The organism is Cupriavidus sp. 01L46 (assembly GCF_056399905.1).
Map to the genome: position 1 here is coordinate 1 of NZ_JBFTSF010000080.1, position 20888 is coordinate 20888.

Sequence of the window (20888 nt, forward strand, 5' to 3'; positions counted from 1 at the left end):
CTGTTTGGCAGGCGCGTAGGGCTCTGGTGGGCTCGCACGCCGGCCTCCTTGAAATGGCGGGGACCGCCTGGGTGCTTCGACCGTGTCTTGTCCGTGCCTTATATGCCGGAACGGTCGAACAACCCGGAATTATAGGGGATGCGGGAGCTGTCCCGCTTTGAGCGCGAGGCGTGGCGTGAGCCATCGCCCGGGCATCGCGGTAGCAAGCGCAGATCAGCAGCTTGCCACGGATGCCGGTTCAATGTCGGTGGGAAACGGTGTCTTGCGCGCCCCGCGCGCCCGTGGCGCCTGCCTGGGCGCCGAGTTGCAGCAGGGAATCGACGCCGTACAGCGCGGCCAGCTCAGCCAGCTGGGCCGGTACGCCGACGAACACGAGCGACTGGCCGCGGCTGGCGGCATCGCGCTGCCAGGCCAGCAGCACCGCGACGGCGGCGGAGTCGACCTGGGTCAGCTTGCCGCAGTCCACCTGGGCTTCGCCCTGGGCCAGGCGTGCCAGGCCGTCACGCAGCACGGTGGCGGCGTTGCGGTTGGTCAGCGAGGTGTCGAGCGAAAGCATCTGGCAGCGGTCCGGGGATGCGGGTCTGGAAAAAAGCACTCCCGCGGGTGCGGGAGCGCTCATTGTAGAACACTTCGGTCAGCCATGCTGGGCCGCAGCCTGCCGCTCAGGCAGGCTCGCAGGCTCAGTTCTTGGCGTTGGCGAGCTGGCGGTTGCGGTCCTGCAGCGTCTTGATCACGCCATCCACGCCCTGCTGGCCCACGATGGTGTTGAAACTGCCCTTGTAGGCCTCGGTCAGCCAGGCGCCCAGCACGTTGATGTCATAGACCTTCCAGCCTTGCGGGGTCTTCTCGAGGCGGTAATCGAGCTGGATCGGCTCGCCCTTGTTGATGACCTGGGTGCGAATGGTGGCATCGGTATCGTCCGGGCTGCCGCGGTACGGGCGGAACTGCACGCTCTGGTCGCGAATCTGCGCGATGGCGCCCGAATAGGTGCGGATCAGCAGGGTCTTGAACTCGTCGGTGATCTGCTTTTGCTGCTCGGGCGTGGCCTTGGACCAGTTGCGGCCCATGGCAATCTGCGTGGTCTTCTGGAAATTCGCGTTGGGCAGGATCTTCTGCTCCACCAGCGCCGAGATCTTGCCAATGTTCCCGGCCTGCATGTCCTTGTCCGCCTTGACCGAAGTCATCACGTCGCCGACCACCGCCTTGACCAGCCCGTCGGGCGTGCTGGCATCCTGCGATTGGGCGTGGGCGGCGCCGGAAAAGGCAACCACGGTAAGAAAAGGTAGCAACAGTCGCTTCAGCATATTTCGTCCTTATCAATTCGATAACGCAGGGACACCGAGGTACGGCATCCTAGCGTCCCGGCACCAAGGCCGGCAATAGTCATGCGCCGAGTTGGAGTTCGGGCAAGGCCTGGGAGTTCGCGGTGCCGGAGCTTCCGGCACCACATYTTCATACTTTGTTGYACCACTCACAGCGGAGACACGAGCTGCGGCAGATCCCACTCAGCGCAAGCGGAAATTGCCGATATTGCCGGGCATCTGCACGGGTGGCGTGGGCAGCGCCTGGTTTTCCTGTGTGGCGTCCGGCGGCGGGCTGGTCGGCACGGTATCGTCGCTCTCCGGCGGGTTGCCGTCATAGATCTGGTACTCGCGGCGCTGCAGGTACGCGTCGCGCATGAAGGCGTACTTGTCGAGCGCTGCCATCTCGATCAGGCTCGTGGCGCCGAGCAGCGAAGCCCGGGTGTTGACGACACGCACCCCGAACAGCGAGTTGCGCAGCCACACGGGCTCGATATACGCCGATGGATCGATCTGGCGGTCGACCAGCATGCCAGTGGTATCGCGCACCGTGCTAGGCCCGAACAGCGGCAGCACCAGGTACGGACCGGCCGGCACACCCCATACGCCCAAGGTCTGGCCGAAGTCTTCCTTGTACTTCGGCAAGCCCGCCGGCGTGGCGATGTCGATCAGCCCGCCGATGCCCAGCACGCTGTTGATGGCCACGCGCATGGTGTCTTCCGCGGCGCGGGTGGGCTTGCCCTGAAGCAGGTTGTTGACGGCCGAGTAGACATCGCTGACGTTGGAGAAAGCGTTGTCGATCGCGGTGCGGATCGGCGACGGAACGTAATCTGCGTACACCTGGGCTACCGGGCGCAGCACGGTCCTGTCGACGGCGTCGTTGACCTTGAAGACTTCCCGGTTGAAGGGCTCGATAGGATCCTTCGGGTTGGCGGTCGGGCCAGTGGCGCAACCTGCCGCCAGCCATGCAACCGATGCTGCCAGCAAGCAGTTTCGTCCCACGCGCCAGCGCGMGGCAGCACGCCTGCCGGTCATTTCACCACCCCCGCTGCGCCGCTGGCGGCTCCAGCGGCAGCGCCGCCGGCATTGTTGCCACCCGCCCCCGCATCGGCGGCCTTGTTATACAGGAACTGCCCGATCAGGTTTTCCAGCACCACGGCCGACTGCGTCATGGTGATGCGCGAGCCCTCCGCCAGCATGGCGGTGTCGCCACCCGCCTCAAGGCCCAGGTACTGCTCCCCGAGCAAGCCCGAGGTCAGGATCTTGGCCGAGGTGTCCTTGGGAAACTGGTAGCGCTTTTCCAGGTTGAGCGTCACGGTCGCCTGGTAGGTCTTGTCGTCGAAGCGGATATCCGCCACGCGGCCCACCACCACGCCGGCGCTCTTCACCGGGGCGCGCGGCTTCAGGCCGCCGATGTTATCGAAGCGCGCCTGCACCGAGTAGGTGTCCTGGAACGACAGGGCGCTCATGTTGCCGGCCTTGAGCGCCAGGAACAGCAGCGCCACGAAACCCGCCACCACAAACAGCCCAACCCAGAAATCGAGTGTATTTCTTTTCATCTGCGTCTCTTCTTCAAGTACTCCGGCTCCGGCGACCGCACCGGCCAAGTCAGCTGAACATCAGCGCAGTCAGCAGGAAATCCAGCGCCAGCACCGCCAGCGAGGCAATCACCACGGTGCGCGTGGTGGCACGCGACACGCCTTCCGGCGTCGGCTTGGCCTGATAGCCCTGGTACAGCGCTATAAACGTCACCGCGACGCCAAAAATGAAGCTCTTTATGACGCCGTTGAGCACGTCATTGCGAACATCCACCCCGTTTTGCATCTGCGACCAGAACGCGCCCGCGTCCACGCCGATCATCTGCACCCCGACCACATAGCCGCCCAGGATGCCAACGGCGCTGAAAATCGCCGCCAGCACCGGCATGGCGACCACGCCAGCCCAGAAGCGCGGCGCGATCACGCGCTGCAGCGGATTGACCGCCATCATTTCCATGGCGGTGAGTTGCTCACCCGCCTTCATCAGGCCGATCTCGGCGGTCAGTGACGTGCCGGCGCGGCCGGCGAACAGCAGCGCCGTCACCACCGGGCCCAGTTCGCGCACCAGCGACAGCGCCACCAGCAGCCCCAGCGCCTGCTCGGAGCCGTAGCGATTTAGCGTGTAATAGCCCTGCAAACCCAGCACGAAGCCGACAAACAGGCCTGAAACCGCAATGATCACCAGCGACAGGTTGCCGACAAAGAAAATCTGGTCGCTCACCAGCCGGAAGCGGCGCAGCAGCGCCGGAGACATCGCCAGTACCGTGAAAAACATGCGCGTGGCATGACCCAGGCCGCTGACCGACTGCCGCACCGCGGAGCCGATGCTCGTGAAAAATCCCATCATCGTCCGGCCCCGCTCACGAAGTCCTCGGCCAGCGACGGCCCCGGATAGTGGAACGGGACCGGGCCGTCAGGCTCGGCATGGACGAACTGGTGCACGAAGGGATCCGTCGAGGCACGCAGGGCCTCGGGCTCGCCTTCGGCGGCAATGCGGCCATTGGCAATGAAATAGACGTAGTCGGCGATGAGAAAGGTCTCGTTGACGTCGTGCGACACGATGATGGTAGTGGCCCCCAGCGCGTCGTTCAGGCTGCGGATCAGGCGCGCGGTCAGGCCCAGCGAGATCGGGTCGAGGCCGGCAAAAGGCTCGTCGTACATCAGCAGGGCTGGATCGAGCGCGATCGCGCGGGCCAGCGCCACCCGGCGCGCCATGCCGCCGGAGATCTCCGCCGGCATCAGCTCGCGCGCGCCGCGCAGGCCGACGGCATTGAGCTTCATCAGCACCAGGTCGCGGATCATCGACTCGGGCAAGTCGGTATGTTCACGCAACGGGAAGGCAACGTTATCGAACACGGAGAGATCGGTAAACAACGCGCCAAACTGGAACAGCATGCCCATCTGCCGCCGCACGGCGTACAGGTCATTGCGGTCGAGGGCCGGGATATTGGCGCCGTTGAAGAGCACCTGGCCGCTCTGCGGCCTGACCTGGCCGCCGATCAGGCGCATCACGGTGGTCTTGCCGCAGCCGGAGCCGCCCATGACGGCCACCACCTTGCCACGCGGGAAGCGCATGCTAAGGCCCGACAGGATTGGCTTGCCGCCCGCCGCATAGGCGAAATCGACAGATTGGAGCTCGACGAGGTTTGAGGCGGAATCGGTCACGTTGGCACCGTGTTAGGCAGTCCGCCATTATAAGGGCTACTACCTAGCGCTGCCCGAGGCAGTGTGGCGCAATCCACATCCACTCAACGCAAATAATTGTTTCGTCACATTTGAGTTGCGGACTTCGGACATCTCTGCCAAAAAAGAGAGACTTAAGGCTCAGTTGGCCCACCAGTTTGCCGCAAGATGACCTGCCACTGGATCGACTCCGACCGGATCGCCGTCGCAAAGGCTTCCGGCGAATCGCGCAACGGCGTCAGGCCCGCCGCCAGCAGGCGATCCCGCACCTCGCGCTCACCCATGACGCCGTCCAGCTCGCTGGCGATCCGCGCCACGATGACATGCGGGGTCTTGGCCGGGGCAATGACGCCGTACCAGGCTCCCGCGCCATAGCCATCCACCCCCGACTCCTGCAGCGTGGGCACCGTGGGCGCCAGTTGCGAACGCGCCACACCAGTCACGCCGAGCAGGCGCAAATTGCCGCTCTTGACCTGGGCCTGCACGGAAGCAAACGCGCAGAAGCAAGCGCTGACGCGCCCGGCCAGCATCTCCTGCACCACCGCCGCCTCGCCCTTGGCCGTAACCAGCGGCACCCCGTTCGGCACACCATGCACAGCGTATTGGGCATAAAGATGCGAGGGGCTGCCGGCCTGGCCGGAGCCGTAGCTGTAGGATCCCGGACTGGCATTGACCGCAGCGAGCCATTGCTGCGGCGTGCGCATCGGCAGGCGCGCATCGATCACCAGGAACAGCGGCATGGTCGCGACCCGCGCCACCGGCGTGAAGTCGCGCACTACGTCATAAGGCACCGGCTCCAGGCCCGGCTGGATCAGCATGGTGGCCTGGTGGAACAGCAAGGTATGCCCGTCGGAACTGGCCTTGGCCACCACGTCTCCCGCCGTGGTGCCGCCCGCACCGGGCCGGTTGTCGACGTCGACCGGCACGCCCAGACGTACCGCCAGGCGCTCGGCCAGCAGGCGCGCCACGGCATCCGGCACGCCGCCGGCCGGAAAAGGCACGATCAGGCGAATGGGGCGGACGGGAAACGATATCGGGCGCGCAAACGCTGCCGACGCCGGGGTAGCCGGCATGGAGGCCGGCCGGGCCAGGCCGGGCCCGCTCGCGGCAAGCAGCAGGGCAGCGAGGCACAGCGGCTGCCAGACGTGCAGAAACAACTGCAGACAAGCCGGCATGGCAGCGGGGTGAAGCAACTTCGCCTTACCTCGCCAAAGCCGCGAAACAATGCGCACTTCGGACATCAATTCCTCCGGGCCACTGGCATCGCCGTGGCGTCTTGATCGGCTGAAAAGGGATTAGCGAGGCAGTCTTTGTGTACTTTGTTTTAATTGTCAGGTCATTCTACGAAGAATGCCCAGCACCGCACAGACCACGTTAACCATAGCCGGGACAACCCTGTAAGCACGGCTGGGCGCGGGTCTCCGGACATCCAGGGCGCCCCTGGCCCGACGCCGCCTATAATCGCCCGTCATGCGTGAATACACTCCTAGGCCCATGCTGGCCACCGACCTGCCCGCCGTGCTGGAAATCCAGGCCCAGTGCTATCGCGGCATGCTGCTCGAGTCCGCTGCGGCCCTCGGCAGCCGCCTGGCGCTGTCGCCCGCCACTTGCTGGGTGGCCGCCGGCCCGGATGGCGAGCTGGCAGCCTATCTGTTTACCCACATGTGGCCCCAGGACAGCCTGCCGGCACTCGACGGCGTGCTGGAGCGGCATTGGGTCCGCGATGGTGAGCCGGCCAGCATGCTGACCTGGTTCGTGCACGATATGGCGGTGGCGCCCGCCGGTCAGGGCCGCGGCCTGGCGCCAATGCTCTACGCCGCGGCCCATGCGGCCGCGCTCGATGCCGGATTGCGCTCATCGCGGCTGGTCGCCGTGCAATCGGCTGCGGCATGGTGGCGCAGACTCGGGTACGCGAATCTGACGCCTGCCAGCGCTGCCCTGTCCGCCAAACTGTCGGCTTACGGCGACGACGCCGTGCTGATGGGCCGTACGCTGCAGCCAGGCTGAGCGCGCCGCTATAAAAAAAACCGCCCGGCTTGCGCGGGGCGGGTCTTGTGGCGCGAGCAACGCGTCACGGCATCAGCAAAGCCATGGCACAGATCAGCGCGGCAGCTCGGAATGCCCCATCAGGAAGGCATCGACCGAACGCGCGGCCTGGCGGCCTTCGCGGATCGCCCACACCACCAGCGACTGGCCGCGGCGTACGTCGCCAGCGGCGAACACCTTGGGCACGTTGGTGTGATAAGCGCGATCGCCTTCGGTGCTGGCACGGGCGTTCTTGCGCGCATCGGTATCCACGCCGAAAGCGGAGAGCAGCGAGCCCACCGGGTTGGTGAAGCCCATGGCCAGCAGCACGAGGTCCGCCTTAAGGATGAACTCGCTGTCCGGCACTTCCTGCATCTTGCCGTCCTTCCATTCGACGCGGCAGGCCTTGAGCGCGGTGATCTTGCCGTTCTCACCAATGAACTCCTTGGTGGCAACCGACCAGTCGCGGTTGCAGCCTTCGTCGTGCGAGGACGAGGTGCGCAGCTTGATCGGCCAGTACGGCCACACCAGCGCCTTGTTCTCTTCTTCCGGCGGCTGCGGCAGCAGCTCGAACTGGATGATCGATTCCGCGCCGTGGCGGTTCGACGTACCCACGCAGTCGGAGCCGGTATCGCCGCCACCGATCACGATCACGTGCTTGCCATCGGCGCGCAGCGCGTTGGGCTCGTCGCCGGCCACTTCCTTGTTCTGCGGGATCAGGAATTCCAGCGCGTAATGGATGCCGTCGAGGTCGCGCCCCGGGACCGGCAGGTCGCGCGGCACTTCGGAGCCACCCGCCAGCACCACGGCGTCGAACTGGTCTTGCAGAGCCTGCGCCGAGATGGTTTCACGCGCATAGTTCTTGATGCCCGCCGGCAGTTCGCCGTCGGTCACCATCACGCCGGCACGGAAGGTCACGCCCTCGGCCTGCATCTGTTCCATGCGGCGGTCGATCAGCCACTTCTCAAGCTTGAAGTCGGGGATGCCATAGCGCAGCAGGCCACCGATGCGGTCGTTCTTCTCGAACACGGTCACGTCGTGCCCGGCGCGCGCCAGCTGCTGGGCGACGGCCATGCCGGCGGGGCCGGAGCCGACCACGGCAACGGTCTTACCGGTCTTGTGCTTGGGCGGCTGCGGGGCAACCCAGCCTTCTTCCCAGGCCTTGTCGATGATGGCGTGCTCGATCGACTTGATGCCGACCGGTGCTTCATTGATGCCCAGCGTACAGGCAGCTTCGCACGGTGCCGGGCAGATGCGGCCGGTAAATTCGGGGAAGTTGTTGGTCTGGTGCAGCACCTCGATCGCCGACTTCCAGTCCTGGCGATACACCAGGTCGTTGAAGTCAGGGATGATGTTGTTGACCGGGCAACCGTTATTGCAGAACGGGATACCGCAGTCCATGCAGCGCGCGCCCTGGATCTTCGCTTCGCTGTCGGACAGCGCGAATACGAATTCCTTGTAGTGCTTCACGCGCTTGGTTACGGGCTCGTAACCTTCGTTCTGGCGCGGAAATTCGAGAAAGCCAGTCGCCTTACCCATGTTGCGTCCTTGGTCATGCTGAGCGGCACCGGCGCATGCGCCGGCCCCGCTGTGAGGTCAGTATCTTGTGAGGCCGGCGCGAATCCGCGACAGCGCTCATGCTTGGTCGGGCTCGCTGCCCTGCCCTTGGGGCTCAGGCGGCGATGGCTTCCCGGTCGCTGTCTTTCGCTTCCTGCTCCTTGGCGTACATCTCGCCCAGTGCGCGCTTGTACTCGGTCGGGAAGACCTTGACGAACTTGCGGCGTGCCGTGGTCCAATCGGCCAGCAATGCCTTGGCGCGCTCTGAGCCCGTGAAGCGGAAATGCTGCTCGATCAAGCCCTTGAGGATGATTTCGTCAAGCTGGCGCTGYCCGTCCATCTTGTGCCAGGAAGCGGGCGACTGGCCCTTCTCCTGGTCGGCCGCGGCCAGCACCGTTTCCAGTGCCACCATCGAAGTGTTGCAGCGCTTGTCGAACAGGCCGTCCTCGTCGTAGACATAGGCCATGCCGCCCGACATGCCGGCCGCGAAGTTGCGCCCGGTGCCGCCCAGCACCACCACGGTGCCGCCGGTCATGTACTCGCAGCCATGGTCGCCCGTGCCTTCCACCACCGCGGCCGCGCCGGAGTTGCGCACCGCGAAGCGCTCGCCTGCCACGCCGTTGAAGAAGGCTTCGCCGGCAATCGCGCCGTACAGCACGGTGTTGCCCACGATGATGTTGCGTGTCGGGTCGCCGCGGAACTCATGCGGAGCGCGCACGATCACGCGGCCGCCGGACAGGCCCTTGCCCACGTAGTCGTTGCCGTCGCCCACCAGGTCCAGCGTGATGCCGTGCGCCAGGAACGCGCCGAAGGACTGGCCGGCGGTGCCTTGCAACTGGATGTGGATGGTGTCGTCAGGCAGGCCYTCRTGGCCRTACTGCTTGGCSAYCACGCCSGASAGCATCGCGCCSACSGTRCGGTTSACGTTCTTCACCGGCTGGATGAACGACACGCGCTCACCCTTGTCGATGGCCWGRCGMGCCTTGGCGATCAGCACRTGGTCCAGCGCCTTGCCGGCTTCCAGCGACAGGCCATGGTCCTGCACGTCGGTGTGGAAGCGCGGCAGCTCGGCGGGGAACGGAGCCTGGTAGAACACGCGGGTGAAATCGAGGCCGCGCGCCTTCMAGTGCTCGATGCCGGGCTTGGTGTCGAGCAGGTCGGCGCGGCCGATCAGCTCGTCGAACGTGCGGATGCCCAGTTGCGCCATGATCTCGCGGGCTTCTTCGGCGATGAAGAAGAAGAAGTTCACCACGTGCTCAGGCTTGCCCTGGAATTTCGCGCGCAGCGCCGGATCCTGCGTGGCCACGCCCACCGGGCAGGTGTTCAGGTGGCACTTGCGCATCATGATGCAGCCTTCGGCCACCAGCGGTGCGGTRGCGAAGCCGAACTCGTCRGCGCCCAGCAGCGCRCCGATGACAACGTCGCGGCCGGTCTTCATCTGGCCGTCRGCCTGCACGCGGATACGGTTGCGCAAGCCGTTGAGCATCAGCGTCTGCTGCGTCTCGGCCAGGCCCAGCTCCCACGGCGTGCCGGCGTGCTTGATCGACGACAGCGGCGAAGCGCCGGTGCCGCCGTCATGGCCGGCGATCACCACGTGATCGGCCTTGGCCTTGGCCACACCCGCGGCCACGGTGCCCACGCCCACTTCGGACACGAGCTTGACCGAGATATCGGAGGCCGGGTTGACGTTCTTCAGGTCGTGGATCAGCTGCGCCAGATCCTCGATCGAGTAGATGTCATGGTGCGGAGGCGGCGAGATCAAGCCCACGCCCGGCACCGAGTAACGCAGCTTGCCGATGTAGTCGGAGACCTTGTGGCCGGGCAGCTGGCCGCCTTCGCCGGGCTTGGCGCCCTGTGCCATCTTGATCTGGATCTGGTCGGCGGACGCCAGGTATTCGGCGGTCACGCCGAAACGGCCCGAGGCCACCTGCTTGATCTTCGAGCGCAGCGAGTCGCCAGCCTGCAGTTCCTGGTCGCGCACCACGGCTTCGGTGCCCAGCAGGCCCTGCAGCGTGTCGCCTTGCTTGATGGGGATGCCGCGCAGCTCGTTGCGGTAGCGGTTCGCGTCCTCGCCACCTTCACCAGTGTTGGACTTGCCGCCGATGCGGTTCATCGCGACCGCCAGCGTGGCGTGGGCTTCGGTGGAGATCGAGCCCAGCGACATGGCGCCGGTGGCAAAGCGCTTGACGATCTCCTTGGCCGGTTCCACTTCTTCCAGCGCAATGGCGCGGGCCGGATCGACCTTGAACTCGAACAGGCCGCGCAGCGTCATGTGACGGCGGCTCTGGTCGTTGATGATATTGGCGTATTCCTTGTACGTCTGGTATGCGCCCTTGCCGTCGTCGGCGCGCACGGCGTGCTGCAGCTTGGCCACCGAATCCGGGGTCCACATATGCGCTTCGCCGCGAACGCGGTAGGCGTACTCGCCGCCGGTCTCCAGCATGGTGTCCAGCACCGGGTTGTCKCCGAAGGCGTCCTGGTGCAGGCGCAGCGCTTCCTCGGCCACCTCGAAGATGCCGATGCCTTCGACGTTCGTTGCGGTGCCGTGGAAGTACTTCTGCACCAGCTCGCGCGACAGGCCGATGGCTTCGAAGATCTGCGCACCGGTGTACGACATGTAGGTGGAGATGCCCATCTTGGACATCACCTTCTGCAGGCCCTTGCCGATCGCCTTGACGAAGTTCTTGACCGCCTTCTCGGGCGACAGGTCGCCGGACAGGCCTTGTGCCATGTCGCCCAGCGTTTCCATCGCCAGGTACGGGTGCACGGCTTCGGCGCCATAGCCGGCCAGCAGCGCAAAGTGATGCACCTCGCGCGCCGTGCCGGTTTCCACCACCAGGCCGGCCGAGGTACGCAGGCCCTTGTCCACCAGGTGGTGGTGGATGGCGGACGTTGCCAGCAGCGCGGGGATGGCCACGTGCTCCGCATCGACGCGGCGGTCCGACACGATCAGGATGTTGTAGCCCGAGCGCACGGCATCCACGGCTTCCGCGCACAGCGAGGCCAGGCGGGCTTCGATGCCTTCCTTGCCCCAAGCCTGCGGGTAGCAGATGTTCAGTTCATACGAACGGAACTTGCCGCCGGTGTAGTGCTCGATATTGCGGATCTTGGCGATGTCCTTGAAGTCCAGCACGGGCTGGGACACTTCGAGGCGCATCGGCGGGTTGATGTTGTTCAGCTCGAGCAGGTTGGGCTTGGGTCCGATGAAGGACACCAGCGACATCACCATGTTCTCGCGGATCGGGTCGATCGGCGGGTTGGTGACCTGGGCGAAGAGCTGCTTGAAGTAGTGGTACAGCGTCTTGTTCTTGGACGACAGCACGGCCAGCGGGCTGTCATTGCCCATCGAGCCGGTGGCTTCCTCGCCGGCCAGCGCCATCGGCGCCATCAGGAACTTGACGTCTTCCTGCGTATAGCCGAAGGCTTGCTGGCGATCCAGCAGGCGGGCGTCCGGCTTCTTCTCGGCAGCCACGTCCTCGGGCTTGGCATCCAGCTCGTCGAGCTTGATGCGCACGGCGTCGATCCAGCTCTTGTAGGGCTTGGCGTTGGCCAGGTTGTCCTTGAGTTCCTTGTCGTCGATGATGCGGCCTTGCTCCATGTCGATCAGGAACATCTTGCCCGGCTGGAGGCGCCATTTCTGCACGATGCGCGACTCGGGGAACGGCAGCACGCCGGCTTCCGAAGCCAGCACCACGATGTCGTCCTCGGTCACGTAGAAACGTGCCGGGCGCAGGCCGTTACGGTCCAGCGTGGCGCCGATCTGGCGGCCATCGGTGAAGCAGATCGCGGCAGGGCCGTCCCACGGCTCCATCATGGCAGCGTGGTATTCGTAGAAGGCACGGCGGTTGTCGTCCATCATGGTGTTGGTGGAGAAGCGCTGGTGCACCAGGGCCAGGGCCGAGACGGCGCGCGGGTCCTGCAGGTCCAGGTAGTACTCGCCGACTTGCGTTGCCAGCAGCAGGCCCTTGTACACGACCGTGCGCGCCGACATCGACGGCACGAAATATTCCTTGCCGTGCTTGAGCTTGAGCGCCTGGATGGCGTGGCTGGCGGTCTTGCGGATCACGTAGAGCTTACGTTCCAGCGCGTCCGTGGTCATGATGTCGCGGCCACGACCAATGAAGATCTGGCGGATTACCGGCTCGGTGGTGCGCACCGTCGGCGACATCGGCATGGCGGCGTCCACCGGCACGTCGCGCCAGCCCAGCACGACCTGGCCTTCCAGGCGCACGGTGCGCTCGAGTTCTTGCTCGCAGGCCAGGCGGGAGGCGTGCTCCTTCGGCAGGAAGATCATGCCCACGCCGTACTCGCCGGACGGCGGCAGGGTCACGCCCTGCTTGGCCATGTCTTCGCGGTAGAACTGGTCCGGGATCTGGATCAGGATACCGGCACCGTCGCCCATCAGCGCATCGGCGCCGACCGCGCCGCGGTGATCCAGGTTTTCCAGGATCTTCAGCCCTTGCTGGACGATCTCATGGCTCTTCTTGCCCTTGATATGGGCAACCATGCCAACGCCGCAGGCGTCTTTTTCATTGGCGGGGTCGTACATGCCCTGGGCTTGCGGACGCGAGGCAGGCGCGTGCGTGGCGGCGGCAGACTCTGCGGCCTGCGCTTGGGCCATCGTTTGCTTTGATTGGGATTGCGATTGGTCCACGGGCTTGATTCCGGTGAGGGCTGCGAGCCAGCAAGGCAGACCGGAACGGGGACCGCACTCTTCCACCGGGGCCGGTTGAAAACCGGGGACGGGGAACCAGAGAGACAGCGGGGCCGCAGCGGCGTACACAGGCGTGACGCGCCGCACAATGAATGTGGGTGGAGGAACTATAAAAGAATCGTACGCGTCCCGCAAAATTTTTAAATGGGGTCAGATCATATTTAGTCTCGCACCACAACAGGGATGGTCTTTATTTGGGGACAGATAAAAAATGGTGCATCGCGGGGCGTGCATTATTGATCTCGCCGCAGTCAAGCGCGCAACGCTTCACACGCACGGCCCGAGGCTAGATCGTGTCCGGCTCGGACTCCCTGTCCATTGCGGACCGGCCCGCCGGGCGGCCCTTGGGCAACGGCTGCACGCGCCGCCCACCCTGTCGCTCCAGTTGGGCAAGGAAGGCCGCGTCACCCAGAGGCCAGCCGCTATGCGCATGGCTGCGAAGCGTGGCCAGGGTCATCGACGACAGCCCCTCCGCAGTGACCGCGCGGTAGTTGGATTGCCGCTCGAACGGCGTATTGCCTAGCGCCCAGTACGCAGAGTGATCGCTCACAAAGGGGCTGGCCTCGATGCCGGCATGGTGGCGATAGCTGCTCCATCGATCCCCTTCGGCCGAGATCACCTCGCCGGCACGCACGGCGTTGCCCTCCACGTACTGCATGGCCGGCAGCATCCAGGCGGCAGGATCGAACACCGCCGAGCGAAAGCGGCCATCCCACAGCGTGCCGGTACGGCCCGCGACCCGGTTGAAATAGCGCGCGTAGCGGCGCCCCACCGCTTGCATGGTGAGACTGAGCGAATCGGCATGCCGGGGGGTCGCCACGAGATGGACATGATTCGGCCGCAGGGCGTAGGCGTGGATAGCCAGGTCGTGCTCCCGCGCGGCCATGCGCAGGCAGTCCAGGTAGTGGAGATAGTCATCKGCGCCATGGAAGACGGGCTGACGATTGTTGCCGCGTTGCAACACCAGTGCCGGCAGCGAAGCCGGGGAGAAACGAGGAAGTCGGGCCATGATGGGCGAGGAGGTTCGGCGATACGTGCTTGCCGGTCGGATGGCATCAAACGAATGCGATGTCCGATGATAGCCTAGCCGCAGCCTGATCCGTCCCCAATTTTCCCGCTGGCCGTGTTGGCCTAGCTGCCCTAACTGCCCTCGTCGACCGCAAAGATGCGGCGGTGCTCCCGGATCGCATAGCGGTCGGTCATGCCGGCGATGTAGTGCGAGATCAGCCGGGACGGGTCGCGGCCTTGCCCCGCCTGGTACTGCGGCGGCAACAGGCGCGGATCCGCCATGAACACATCGAACAGGTCGGTGATGATGCGCTGGGCCTTGGCGGACATGCGCATCACCAGGTAATGGCGATAGAGATGGCGGAACAGGAAACGCTTGAGCGCCGCCGCCTCCTCTCGCACCGGCGCGCTGAAGGCCACCAGCGGGCCTGCAGCCCGCACGGCCTCGATATTGCGCGGGTTGGCTGCGGCGATGTTCTGGCTGGTGGTTTCGATCAGATCGACGATCAGCGTGTTGATCATGCGGCGCACGGTCTCGTTGATCACACGCCGCCCGTTGATACCGGGAAACGCTGCCATCGCCTCGGCGCGGTGGCGGCCCCACATCGGCACTTCGTCCATCTGCTCAAGCGTGAGCAGCCCGGAGCGCAGGCCGTCGTCGATATCGTGGTTGTTGTAGGCGATTTCGTCGGCCAGGTTGGCCAGCTGGGCCTCCAGCGAGGGCTGCGTCCCCTCCAGAAAGCGCCGGCCCAGCTCGCCAAGCGCAGAGGCATTGACGCGCGAGCAATGCTTGAGCACGCCCTCACGCGTCTCGAACGTCAGGTTGAGCCCGTTGAAGCCGCCATAGCGCTCCTCCAGCTCATCCACCACCAGCAGGCTCTGCAGGTTGTGCTCGAAGCCCCCGTGGTTCTTCATGCAGTTGTTCAGCGCATCCTGGCCGGCATGGCCAAAGGGCGTGTGGCCGAGGTCGTGCGCCAGCGAGATGGCTTCGACCAGGTCCTCGTTCAAGCGCAGGTTGCGGGCGATGGAGCGGGCGATCTGCGCCACTTCCAGGCTATGGGTGAGTCGGGTGCGGAACAGGTCACCTTCATGATTGACGAAGACCTGGGTCTTGTACTCGAGCCGCCGGAAGGCTGTGCTGTGGATGACGCGGTCGCGGTCGCGCTGGAATTCCGTGCGCGAGGACGAGGCCGGTTCGGCATGCACCCGCCCAAGGGTCTGCGCGGAGCGGGCGGCATAGGGAGCAAGATGGCTTTCGAGGTCGGTCATGCGGCAATCCGGTCAGGCGTCCGGCCGGGTGGCGGTGCGCCGCCCGGCCGGCGTTGCAAGGCACAACCGATCGCCTCAGGCGACCGGCGCCTCGGTAGGCGGCCTGAGCACCGCGTGCTGCAAGGTAGCGCGCAGGTCAGGGTCTGGCACGGTGGTGATGAAGGCTTCGCCCAGTTTCCTGAGCAGGATGAACTTGATGCTGCCGGCTTCTGCCTTCTTGTCCACTTTCATCAGTTCGATGTAGCGGTCGGTGCCCAGTTCCGGCGCGACCACCGGCAGCATGGCGGCGCGGATAAGGTGCACCACGCGCGCGCGCGTTTCGGTGTCGATGAAGCAATACTCGGCATCGGCCATGGCGCCATGCTTGATCACCTCGGCCAGGCCCGCCGCGAGCTCGCGCTCCGGCAGCGTGCGCAGGGTGTCGATGTCGGCAATCACCGCATTAGGCTGGTGGAAGGCGCCGATCATGTTCTTGCCGAGCGGGTGATTGATGCCAGTCTTGCCGCCCACCGACGAATCCACCTGCGAGAGCAGGGTTGTGGGCACCTGCACGAACGGCACGCCGCGCATGTAGCAGGCAGCGGCAAACCCGGTCATGTCGCCCACCACGCCGCCGCCCAGGGCGATCAGCGTGGTCTTGCGGTCGGCGCCCGCACTGAGCAGCGCGTCGAAGATCAGGTTGAGCGTTTCCCACTGCTTGAAGGCCTCGCCGTCGGGCAAGGTCACGGTGCGCACCGTCTTGCCGAGCGCCGCCAGGCTAGCCTGGACGCGGGCGGCGTACAACGGCCCTACGGTCTCATTGGTGACGATGACGGCGTGCTGGCCACGCACATGGGGGCGGAACAAGTCGGTCTGGTCGAGCAGGCCGGTGCCGATATGGATGGGGTAGCTGCGCTCCCCGAGGCTGACTTCAAGGGTGATCATTGTGATTCTGGTCCTGCGCCGGGAGGTTGTCCGCGCACTCGCCGTCGGCCCCTTCGGGTTCTTCGGCGGCAACGGTGAAACCGGCCATTTCAAGTTGCATCAACACCATATTAGCAAGCTGCGCTACCGAAGGCTTGCCGGTTTCGATGATGAAATCCGCCACCTCGCGGTAAAGCGGGTCGCGCTCGCCATAGAGCGTTTCCAGGCGTCCCTTGGGGTCTTCGGTCTGCAGCAGCGGGCGATTGCGGTCGTGGCGGGTGCGCAGCCACAGGTCGTGCGGGCTGGCGCGCAGGTAGACCACGGTGCCGCGCGCCTTCAGGTGAGCGCGATTCTCCGGGCGCAGCACGGCGCCGCCGCCGGTGGCCAGCACGATGCCGCGGCGCTGGGTGAGCTCGTCGATCGCCTGCGCCTCGCGGTCGCGAAAGCCCGCTTCGCCCTCGTGCTCGAAGATGATCGGGATACGCACGCCGCAACGCGCCTCGAGTTCGTGATCCGAATCGAAGAACGGGTAATTCAGGCGCCGGGCCACGGTGCGGCCGACGGTGGTCTTGCCGGCCCCCATCAGGCCGACAAAGAAAAGGTTCGGGCGGGTGACTGTCACTGGCGTGTCGGGCGGGAGCCGGGTCTCTGGCCGGCCCTCGCGGTGGAAAACTGCATCATCTTCTTATGTTGGGACGATCCGGGCAAGTGGCGAGGCGCAATCGGCACAAGGAAATCCGCCTTGCGCGCCTGCCACATGCACCCCCGCCCAATCTCTCTAGCCCGCCTGGACAATAAAAAAAGCCGCATCGGAACGATGCGGCCTGTCAGTCTACTGCATCCGGCGCGAGCGGGCGCTATTTCAGCGACACGCTGTCGTTGAGCACGCGCGGCGTCAGGAACACCAGCAGCTCGGTCCGGTTGTTGACCTTGGCGTTGTCCTTGAACAGGTTGCCGAGGATCGGGATATCCCCCAGAAATGGCACCTTGTTCACATTGGTGGACTCGGTCTGGCTATAGATGCCGCCAATCACCACGGTGCCACCGTTCTCCACCAGCACCTGCGTCTGCACGTGCTTGGTGTCGATGGCGAAGCCCGAGGTGGTCTGAATGCCCACGCTGTCCTTGTTGACGTCGACATCCAGCAGCACATTGCCTTCCGGCGTGATCTGCGGCGTGACTTCCAGCTTCAGGTTGGCCTTGCGGAACTGCACCGAGGTGGCGCCACTGGAGGTGGCTGCCTGGTAGGGCAACTCCGTGCCTTGCTCGATCAGCGCCTTGATATTGTTGGCGGTCACCACGCGCGGGCTGGAGATGATCTTGCCCCGCCCGTCCGCTTCCAGCGCGGACAGCTCGAGCGCCAGGAAACGGCCGGCCGTGTTGCTGAACAGGCTGACCGCGACCGAGCCCGGGTTGACACCGTTGATCGCCGCAGCCGGCAGGCTCAGCGCCGGGCCGTTGTCCCAGGTTGCGTTCTGCGTCACCGGGCTGACCACATTGGTGTAGGTGTTGCCGTAGCCGGCGCCCGCCGTCTTGGAGGCAAAGCCCAGCTTGACGCCCAGGTTGCGGCTGAAGGTATCGTTGGCCTCGACGATGCGCGCCTCGATGATGACCTGGCGCACCGGGATGTCGATCTTGCCGAGGAAGCTCTGCACCTCTTCGAGCTTGGTCGCGATATCGGACACGAACAGCTGGTTGGTACGGGGATCCGCCGTCAGCGAGCCGCGCTTGGACAGCATGCGGGTATTGCTGGCCGCCGCGCCGCCTATGCCGCCCACCGCCGGGACCGCGCCCACGCTGCCCAGCGCGCCCGCGCCGCCGACGCCCGTCGCGGCCAGCCCGAGCAGCATGCGCCGCACGTCTTCGGCACGCTGGTAGTTGAGCTGGAACACCTGGCTGCGGATCGGCTCGAGGTCATTGATCTGCTGCTGCGATTCGAGCTCGAGCTTTTCCTTGGTGGCCAGCTCSGCCTTGGGCGCMACCMRCAGCACRTTGCCRTTGCGGCGCGAGGCCARKCCCTTGGCRTCGAGCACRATCTGCAGCGCCTGGTCCCAMGGCACATCCTTCAGGCGCAGCGTCAGATTGCCCTGCACGCTTTCGCTGGTGATGATGTTGAGGTTGGTGAAATCAGCAAACACCTGCAGCAGCGAGCGGATGTCGATGTTCTGGAAGTTCAGCGAGAGCCGCTCGCCGCGGAAGCCTGCTCCGCTGATCAGCTTGGCCGGATCTTCCTTGACCGGGCGCACCTCCACCACGAACTGCGTATCGGTCTGGTAGGAGCTGTACTCCCAGTTGCCGCGCGGCTCGATGGTGAGGCGGGTGCTGCCGTTGTTGTCGCTCGCGCGCATGCCCTGCACCGGCGTGCCGAAATCCGTCACGTCAAAGCGCCTGCGCATGCCATCGGGCAGCGACGTATTGAGGAAATCGACCACCACGTTCTGGCCCTGCTGCGCGATATTGATGCCGGAATCGCGCGAGGAAAGATCCACCACGATGCGGCCTGCGCCATCCTGGCCGCGGCGGAAATCGATATTGCGCACGGTCGGCCGCGTCGCCGGCATTGCCGGCGCCTGCGCCGAGCTGGGCGCGAACGTCGGCACTGCCGCACGGGCGGTCGGGGCGACATTGTCGAGCAGCACCACGAACAGGTTGCCGCGCACCTCGGTGCGGTAGCTGGCGACGCGGGTCAGGTCGAGGATCACACGGGTGCGATCGCCGATCTGGACCACATTGGCGCTCTTGAGCAGCTTGCCGCCGAAGTCATATTGCGCCCGCCCGGCCGCGAAGCCGGTATCGAGAAAATCGATGGCGAGCTTGGGCGGATTCTGCGTGGTGAAGTCGGCCGGCTTTTGCGCCGGCGGCCCCTGCATCTCGACCGTGAATACGGTCTGCTCGCCCACCGTGGAGGCGTCGACACGCTTGATGGCGTTGCCCGGCGTTGGTTGCGCCAACGCAACCGGCGTGGCCAATACCAGTGTCATCATTGCGGCGCCCGCAAGCGCCCGGTACCAGCGACCCATGATCATGCCGACCCCTCCAGCTTCAGGCTGGTCATTTTCTCTTTCCACTCGGCTACCCCTTCCCGGACCAATTCGCGCAACACGATCTCCTGATCGTTGATGCGGACCACCCGGCCGTAGTTCTGGCCGAGATACTGCCCCACCTTGACGTGGTGGATCTTGTTATCTACCTGCACGACGCCGTAGGTCTCGCCACTCTTCTTCATGGCGCCCAGCATCTTGAAGTTCTCCAGCGGGAAATCCTCCAGCGGCTCGCGCCGGCGACCGGATTCCGGCGACTCGGACAGGACCCGGTTCAGGTCGCCGATCTTGTTCTGGGCAAAGGGCTCGGGCGCGCTGCGGCCCTCGTAGTCGCGCGGCACGTAAGGCTTGGGCTCGGGCAGCGGCGCCGGCGGCGGCGCCTTGGCAGCCTGGGCTTGCGCCATCCACAGGCGCAGGCCGTCTTCCTCGCTGCCCCCGCAGGCCGCCAACAGCGCGGCGCCGATCAGCGCGCAAGCGCAGGCACACAGGCGCGAAGCGTGGATCGCTGGCATCATTTCTTTGCTCCCGCAGCCGTATTGGCCGCCGCGGCTTCCGCCTTGCGCTGCGCCGCCTGTTCGTCAGGGTCCAGCGCGCGGTAGGCCATGGCCGTGGCTTCCATCGTCAGCCCGCCATCCTTGCCTGTGGTGAACTGCAGCCCCTGCATCGAGACAATGCGCGAGAGCGCAGCAACATCGGCGTTGAACTGGGCCACGTCGTGGTAACGGCCGGTGACCTTCAGGTTGACCGGGATCTCTGCAAAGTAGGACTTGATCACGGCGGGTTGCGGCTTGAACAACTCGAACTGCAGGCCGCGCGCCACGCCGGCGTGATTGACGTCTGCCAGCAGCGCGTCCATCTCGGTCTTGTTGGGCAACTGGCGCTCGACCAGCGCCACGCGCTGCTCCACTTCCGCCTTTTGCTTGCGCAGCGCATCCAGGTTGGCCACTTGCGCCACCTTGCTCATGTAGGACTGCTTCAGCGTGTCCTGCTCGGCATGCCGGCGATCGAGATCCTCGAGCTTGCCGCTCCAGTAGAACTGCCAGCCCAGCAGCAGCACCAGCACCGCAGCCAGCACCGCGAACAGCACGCGCGGGGCGGCCGGCCAGGTTTCCGGCTCATTGAAGTTCAGGCCACGGAACTGCGCGGTGAGATCGTTCAGCGTGGCGAGCGAGATTTCGCTATTGAGTGCCATGGTCAGCCCTTTCCGCCTGCTGGCGCACTCGCGCCGGCGGGGCCGGCCTTGCCCTTCTTGCCATCCCCCGGCGCTTCCGGCGCACGGTAGGCGAAGCGCATGGAGAAATCGAACAGGCGCCGCTGCTCGCGCAGGTTGTTGGTCATCATCACGGCCTTGGATTCGCCCAGCTCGGCCTTGTCCAGCCACTGCACCTGGCTAAGGTTGCGCAGCAACTCCGATACGCGCTCGTTCGACTGCGCGATGCCGGTCACGGTAAAGGCGTCTCCGGTCTGCTTGAGGGTGGTCAGGTACACGCCTTCGGGCACTTGGCGCACYAGCTCCTCCAGCAGTTGCACGGGACGGTTGCGCTCGTTCTGCAGGCCCTCGATGGCCTTCTGCCGCTGCAGCAGCCCTTCGATATCCTTGCGCAGCGTATTGACCTCGCGGATCTGCCCGTCCATGCGGTTGTTCTCCGCCAGGAGCACCTGGTTCAGGCGGGACACGGCATCGACGCGGTGATCGATATACATGCCGCCCAGCAGCACCACCAGCGCGCCGGCGCCGGCCGCGCCGCCCAGCAGGGCATAGACCTTCTTGCGCCGCGAGGCCCTGCGGGCTTCGTGGTAAGGCAGCAGATTGACTGTCGGGATCGAATTGGTAGTCATGCGGCTTCCC

The 20888-nt window shown here is 65.4% G+C and carries 18 protein-coding genes; 1 reads left to right on the forward strand and 17 read right to left on the reverse strand.

Going from position 1 to position 20888, the window contains the following annotated elements:
- Window positions 1–238 precede the first annotated feature (238 nt).
- The 7 genes from AC1DS3_RS16460 to AC1DS3_RS16490 all read right to left on the reverse strand — a co-directional run bounded on the left by AC1DS3_RS16460 (window position 239) and on the right by AC1DS3_RS16490 (window position 5763).
- Complete coding sequence (locus AC1DS3_RS16460; protein WP_441637841.1) at window positions 239–556, reverse strand: STAS domain-containing protein; 318 nt, start codon at window positions 554–556, stop codon at window positions 239–241.
- A 124-nt stretch (window positions 557–680) separates the two neighbouring features.
- Window positions 681–1304, reverse strand: a complete 624-nt coding sequence (locus tag AC1DS3_RS16465; protein WP_441637844.1) for an MlaC/ttg2D family ABC transporter substrate-binding protein — start codon at window positions 1302–1304, stop codon at window positions 681–683.
- A gap of 201 nt (window positions 1305–1505) precedes the next feature.
- On the reverse strand, window positions 1506–2336 hold the full coding sequence (locus tag AC1DS3_RS16470) for an MlaA family lipoprotein (RefSeq protein ID WP_477127540.1): 831 nt from the start codon (window positions 2334–2336) through the stop codon (window positions 1506–1508).
- A complete protein-coding gene (mlaD, locus tag AC1DS3_RS16475) occupies window positions 2333–2860 on the reverse strand; it encodes an outer membrane lipid asymmetry maintenance protein MlaD (protein WP_043352390.1) in 528 nt (175 codons plus the stop codon). Before mlaD ends, AC1DS3_RS16470 begins: the two co-directional genes overlap by 4 nt.
- Window positions 2861–2909: 49 nt before the next feature.
- Entirely contained in the window at window positions 2910–3686 is a 777-nt protein-coding gene (mlaE, locus tag AC1DS3_RS16480) for a lipid asymmetry maintenance ABC transporter permease subunit MlaE (RefSeq protein ID WP_043350253.1), read from the reverse strand.
- On the reverse strand, window positions 3683–4504 hold the full coding sequence (locus tag AC1DS3_RS16485) for an ABC transporter ATP-binding protein (protein WP_441637849.1): 822 nt from the start codon (window positions 4502–4504) through the stop codon (window positions 3683–3685). The genes mlaE and AC1DS3_RS16485 overlap by 4 nt, the downstream gene beginning before the upstream one ends.
- Window positions 4505–4656: 152 nt before the next feature.
- Complete coding sequence (locus tag AC1DS3_RS16490) at window positions 4657–5763, reverse strand: Bug family tripartite tricarboxylate transporter substrate binding protein (protein ID WP_441637851.1); 1107 nt, start codon at window positions 5761–5763, stop codon at window positions 4657–4659.
- Between the two features lie 229 nt (window positions 5764–5992).
- Between AC1DS3_RS16490 and AC1DS3_RS16495 the strand changes: the two genes are divergently transcribed.
- Window positions 5993–6529, forward strand: coding sequence for a GNAT family N-acetyltransferase (locus AC1DS3_RS16495; RefSeq protein WP_441637853.1), 537 nt, complete (start codon window positions 5993–5995; stop codon window positions 6527–6529).
- Window positions 6530–6622: 93 nt separating this feature from the next.
- Here AC1DS3_RS16495 and AC1DS3_RS16500 read toward each other — a convergent pair whose 3' ends face one another.
- From AC1DS3_RS16500 to AC1DS3_RS16545, 10 genes are all read right to left on the reverse strand, one after another.
- Window positions 6623–8086: a glutamate synthase subunit beta gene (locus tag AC1DS3_RS16500; RefSeq protein WP_441637855.1), complete on the reverse strand. Its 1464-nt coding sequence runs from the start codon at window positions 8084–8086 to the stop codon at window positions 6623–6625.
- A gap of 133 nt (window positions 8087–8219) precedes the next feature.
- Window positions 8220–12725, reverse strand: coding sequence for a glutamate synthase-related protein (locus tag AC1DS3_RS16505; protein ID WP_477127541.1), 4506 nt, complete (start codon window positions 12723–12725; stop codon window positions 8220–8222).
- A 379-nt stretch (window positions 12726–13104) separates the two neighbouring features.
- Window positions 13105–13827 (reverse strand): transposase, encoded by a 723-nt coding sequence (locus tag AC1DS3_RS16510; RefSeq protein ID WP_441637859.1) that lies wholly within the window; start codon window positions 13825–13827, stop codon window positions 13105–13107.
- A 131-nt stretch (window positions 13828–13958) separates the two neighbouring features.
- The gene (locus AC1DS3_RS16515) at window positions 13959–15095 is read right to left on the reverse strand and encodes a deoxyguanosinetriphosphate triphosphohydrolase (RefSeq protein WP_441637861.1); all 1137 of its coding nucleotides are present in this window, start codon (window positions 15093–15095) and stop codon (window positions 13959–13961) included.
- Between the two features lie 75 nt (window positions 15096–15170).
- Complete coding sequence (locus tag AC1DS3_RS16520; RefSeq protein WP_477127542.1) at window positions 15171–16019, reverse strand: 3-dehydroquinate synthase family protein; 849 nt, start codon at window positions 16017–16019, stop codon at window positions 15171–15173.
- The gene (locus AC1DS3_RS16525) at window positions 16006–16620 is read right to left on the reverse strand and encodes a shikimate kinase (RefSeq protein ID WP_043350282.1); all 615 of its coding nucleotides are present in this window, start codon (window positions 16618–16620) and stop codon (window positions 16006–16008) included. Before AC1DS3_RS16525 ends, AC1DS3_RS16520 begins: the two co-directional genes overlap by 14 nt.
- Window positions 16621–16855: 235 nt before the next feature.
- Window positions 16856–19024: a type IV pilus secretin PilQ gene (locus AC1DS3_RS16530; protein WP_477127543.1), complete on the reverse strand. Its 2169-nt coding sequence runs from the start codon at window positions 19022–19024 to the stop codon at window positions 16856–16858.
- Window positions 19021–19554 (reverse strand): pilus assembly protein PilP, encoded by a 534-nt coding sequence (locus AC1DS3_RS16535; RefSeq protein WP_441637867.1) that lies wholly within the window; start codon window positions 19552–19554, stop codon window positions 19021–19023. The genes AC1DS3_RS16530 and AC1DS3_RS16535 overlap by 4 nt, the downstream gene beginning before the upstream one ends.
- Complete coding sequence (locus AC1DS3_RS16540) at window positions 19551–20231, reverse strand: type IV pilus inner membrane component PilO (protein ID WP_441637869.1); 681 nt, start codon at window positions 20229–20231, stop codon at window positions 19551–19553. The genes AC1DS3_RS16535 and AC1DS3_RS16540 overlap by 4 nt, the downstream gene beginning before the upstream one ends.
- A gap of 2 nt (window positions 20232–20233) precedes the next feature.
- Window positions 20234–20878: a PilN domain-containing protein gene (locus AC1DS3_RS16545; protein WP_441637871.1), complete on the reverse strand. Its 645-nt coding sequence runs from the start codon at window positions 20876–20878 to the stop codon at window positions 20234–20236.
- Window positions 20879–20888 lie beyond the last annotated feature (10 nt).

What these genes read in the sequence shown, in the direction of transcription:
- AC1DS3_RS16460 (WP_441637841.1), bottom strand. Translation starts at nt 556, where the DNA reads ATGCTTTCGCTCGACACCTCGCTGACCAACCGCAACGCCGCCACCGTG.
- AC1DS3_RS16465 (WP_441637844.1), bottom strand. Translation starts at nt 1,304, where the DNA reads ATGCTGAAGCGACTGTTGCTACCTTTTCTTACCGTGGTTGCCTTTTCC.
- mlaD (WP_043352390.1), bottom strand. Translation starts at nt 2,860, where the DNA reads ATGAAAAGAAATACACTCGATTTCTGGGTTGGGCTGTTTGTGGTGGCG.
- mlaE (WP_043350253.1), bottom strand. Translation starts at nt 3,686, where the DNA reads ATGATGGGATTTTTCACGAGCATCGGCTCCGCGGTGCGGCAGTCGGTC.
- AC1DS3_RS16490 (WP_441637851.1), bottom strand. Translation starts at nt 5,763, where the DNA reads ATGTCCGAAGTGCGCATTGTTTCGCGGCTTTGGCGAGGTAAGGCGAAG.
- AC1DS3_RS16495 (WP_441637853.1), top strand. Translation starts at nt 5,993, where the DNA reads ATGCGTGAATACACTCCTAGGCCCATGCTGGCCACCGACCTGCCCGCC.
- AC1DS3_RS16500 (WP_441637855.1), bottom strand. Translation starts at nt 8,086, where the DNA reads ATGGGTAAGGCGACTGGCTTTCTCGAATTTCCGCGCCAGAACGAAGGT.
- AC1DS3_RS16515 (WP_441637861.1), bottom strand. Translation starts at nt 15,095, where the DNA reads ATGACCGACCTCGAAAGCCATCTTGCTCCCTATGCCGCCCGCTCCGCG.
- AC1DS3_RS16520 (WP_477127542.1), bottom strand. Translation starts at nt 16,019, where the DNA reads ATGATCACCCTTGAAGTCAGCCTCGGGGAGCGCAGCTACCCCATCCAT.
- AC1DS3_RS16535 (WP_441637867.1), bottom strand. Translation starts at nt 19,554, where the DNA reads ATGATGCCAGCGATCCACGCTTCGCGCCTGTGTGCCTGCGCTTGCGCG.
- AC1DS3_RS16540 (WP_441637869.1), bottom strand. Translation starts at nt 20,231, where the DNA reads ATGGCACTCAATAGCGAAATCTCGCTCGCCACGCTGAACGATCTCACC.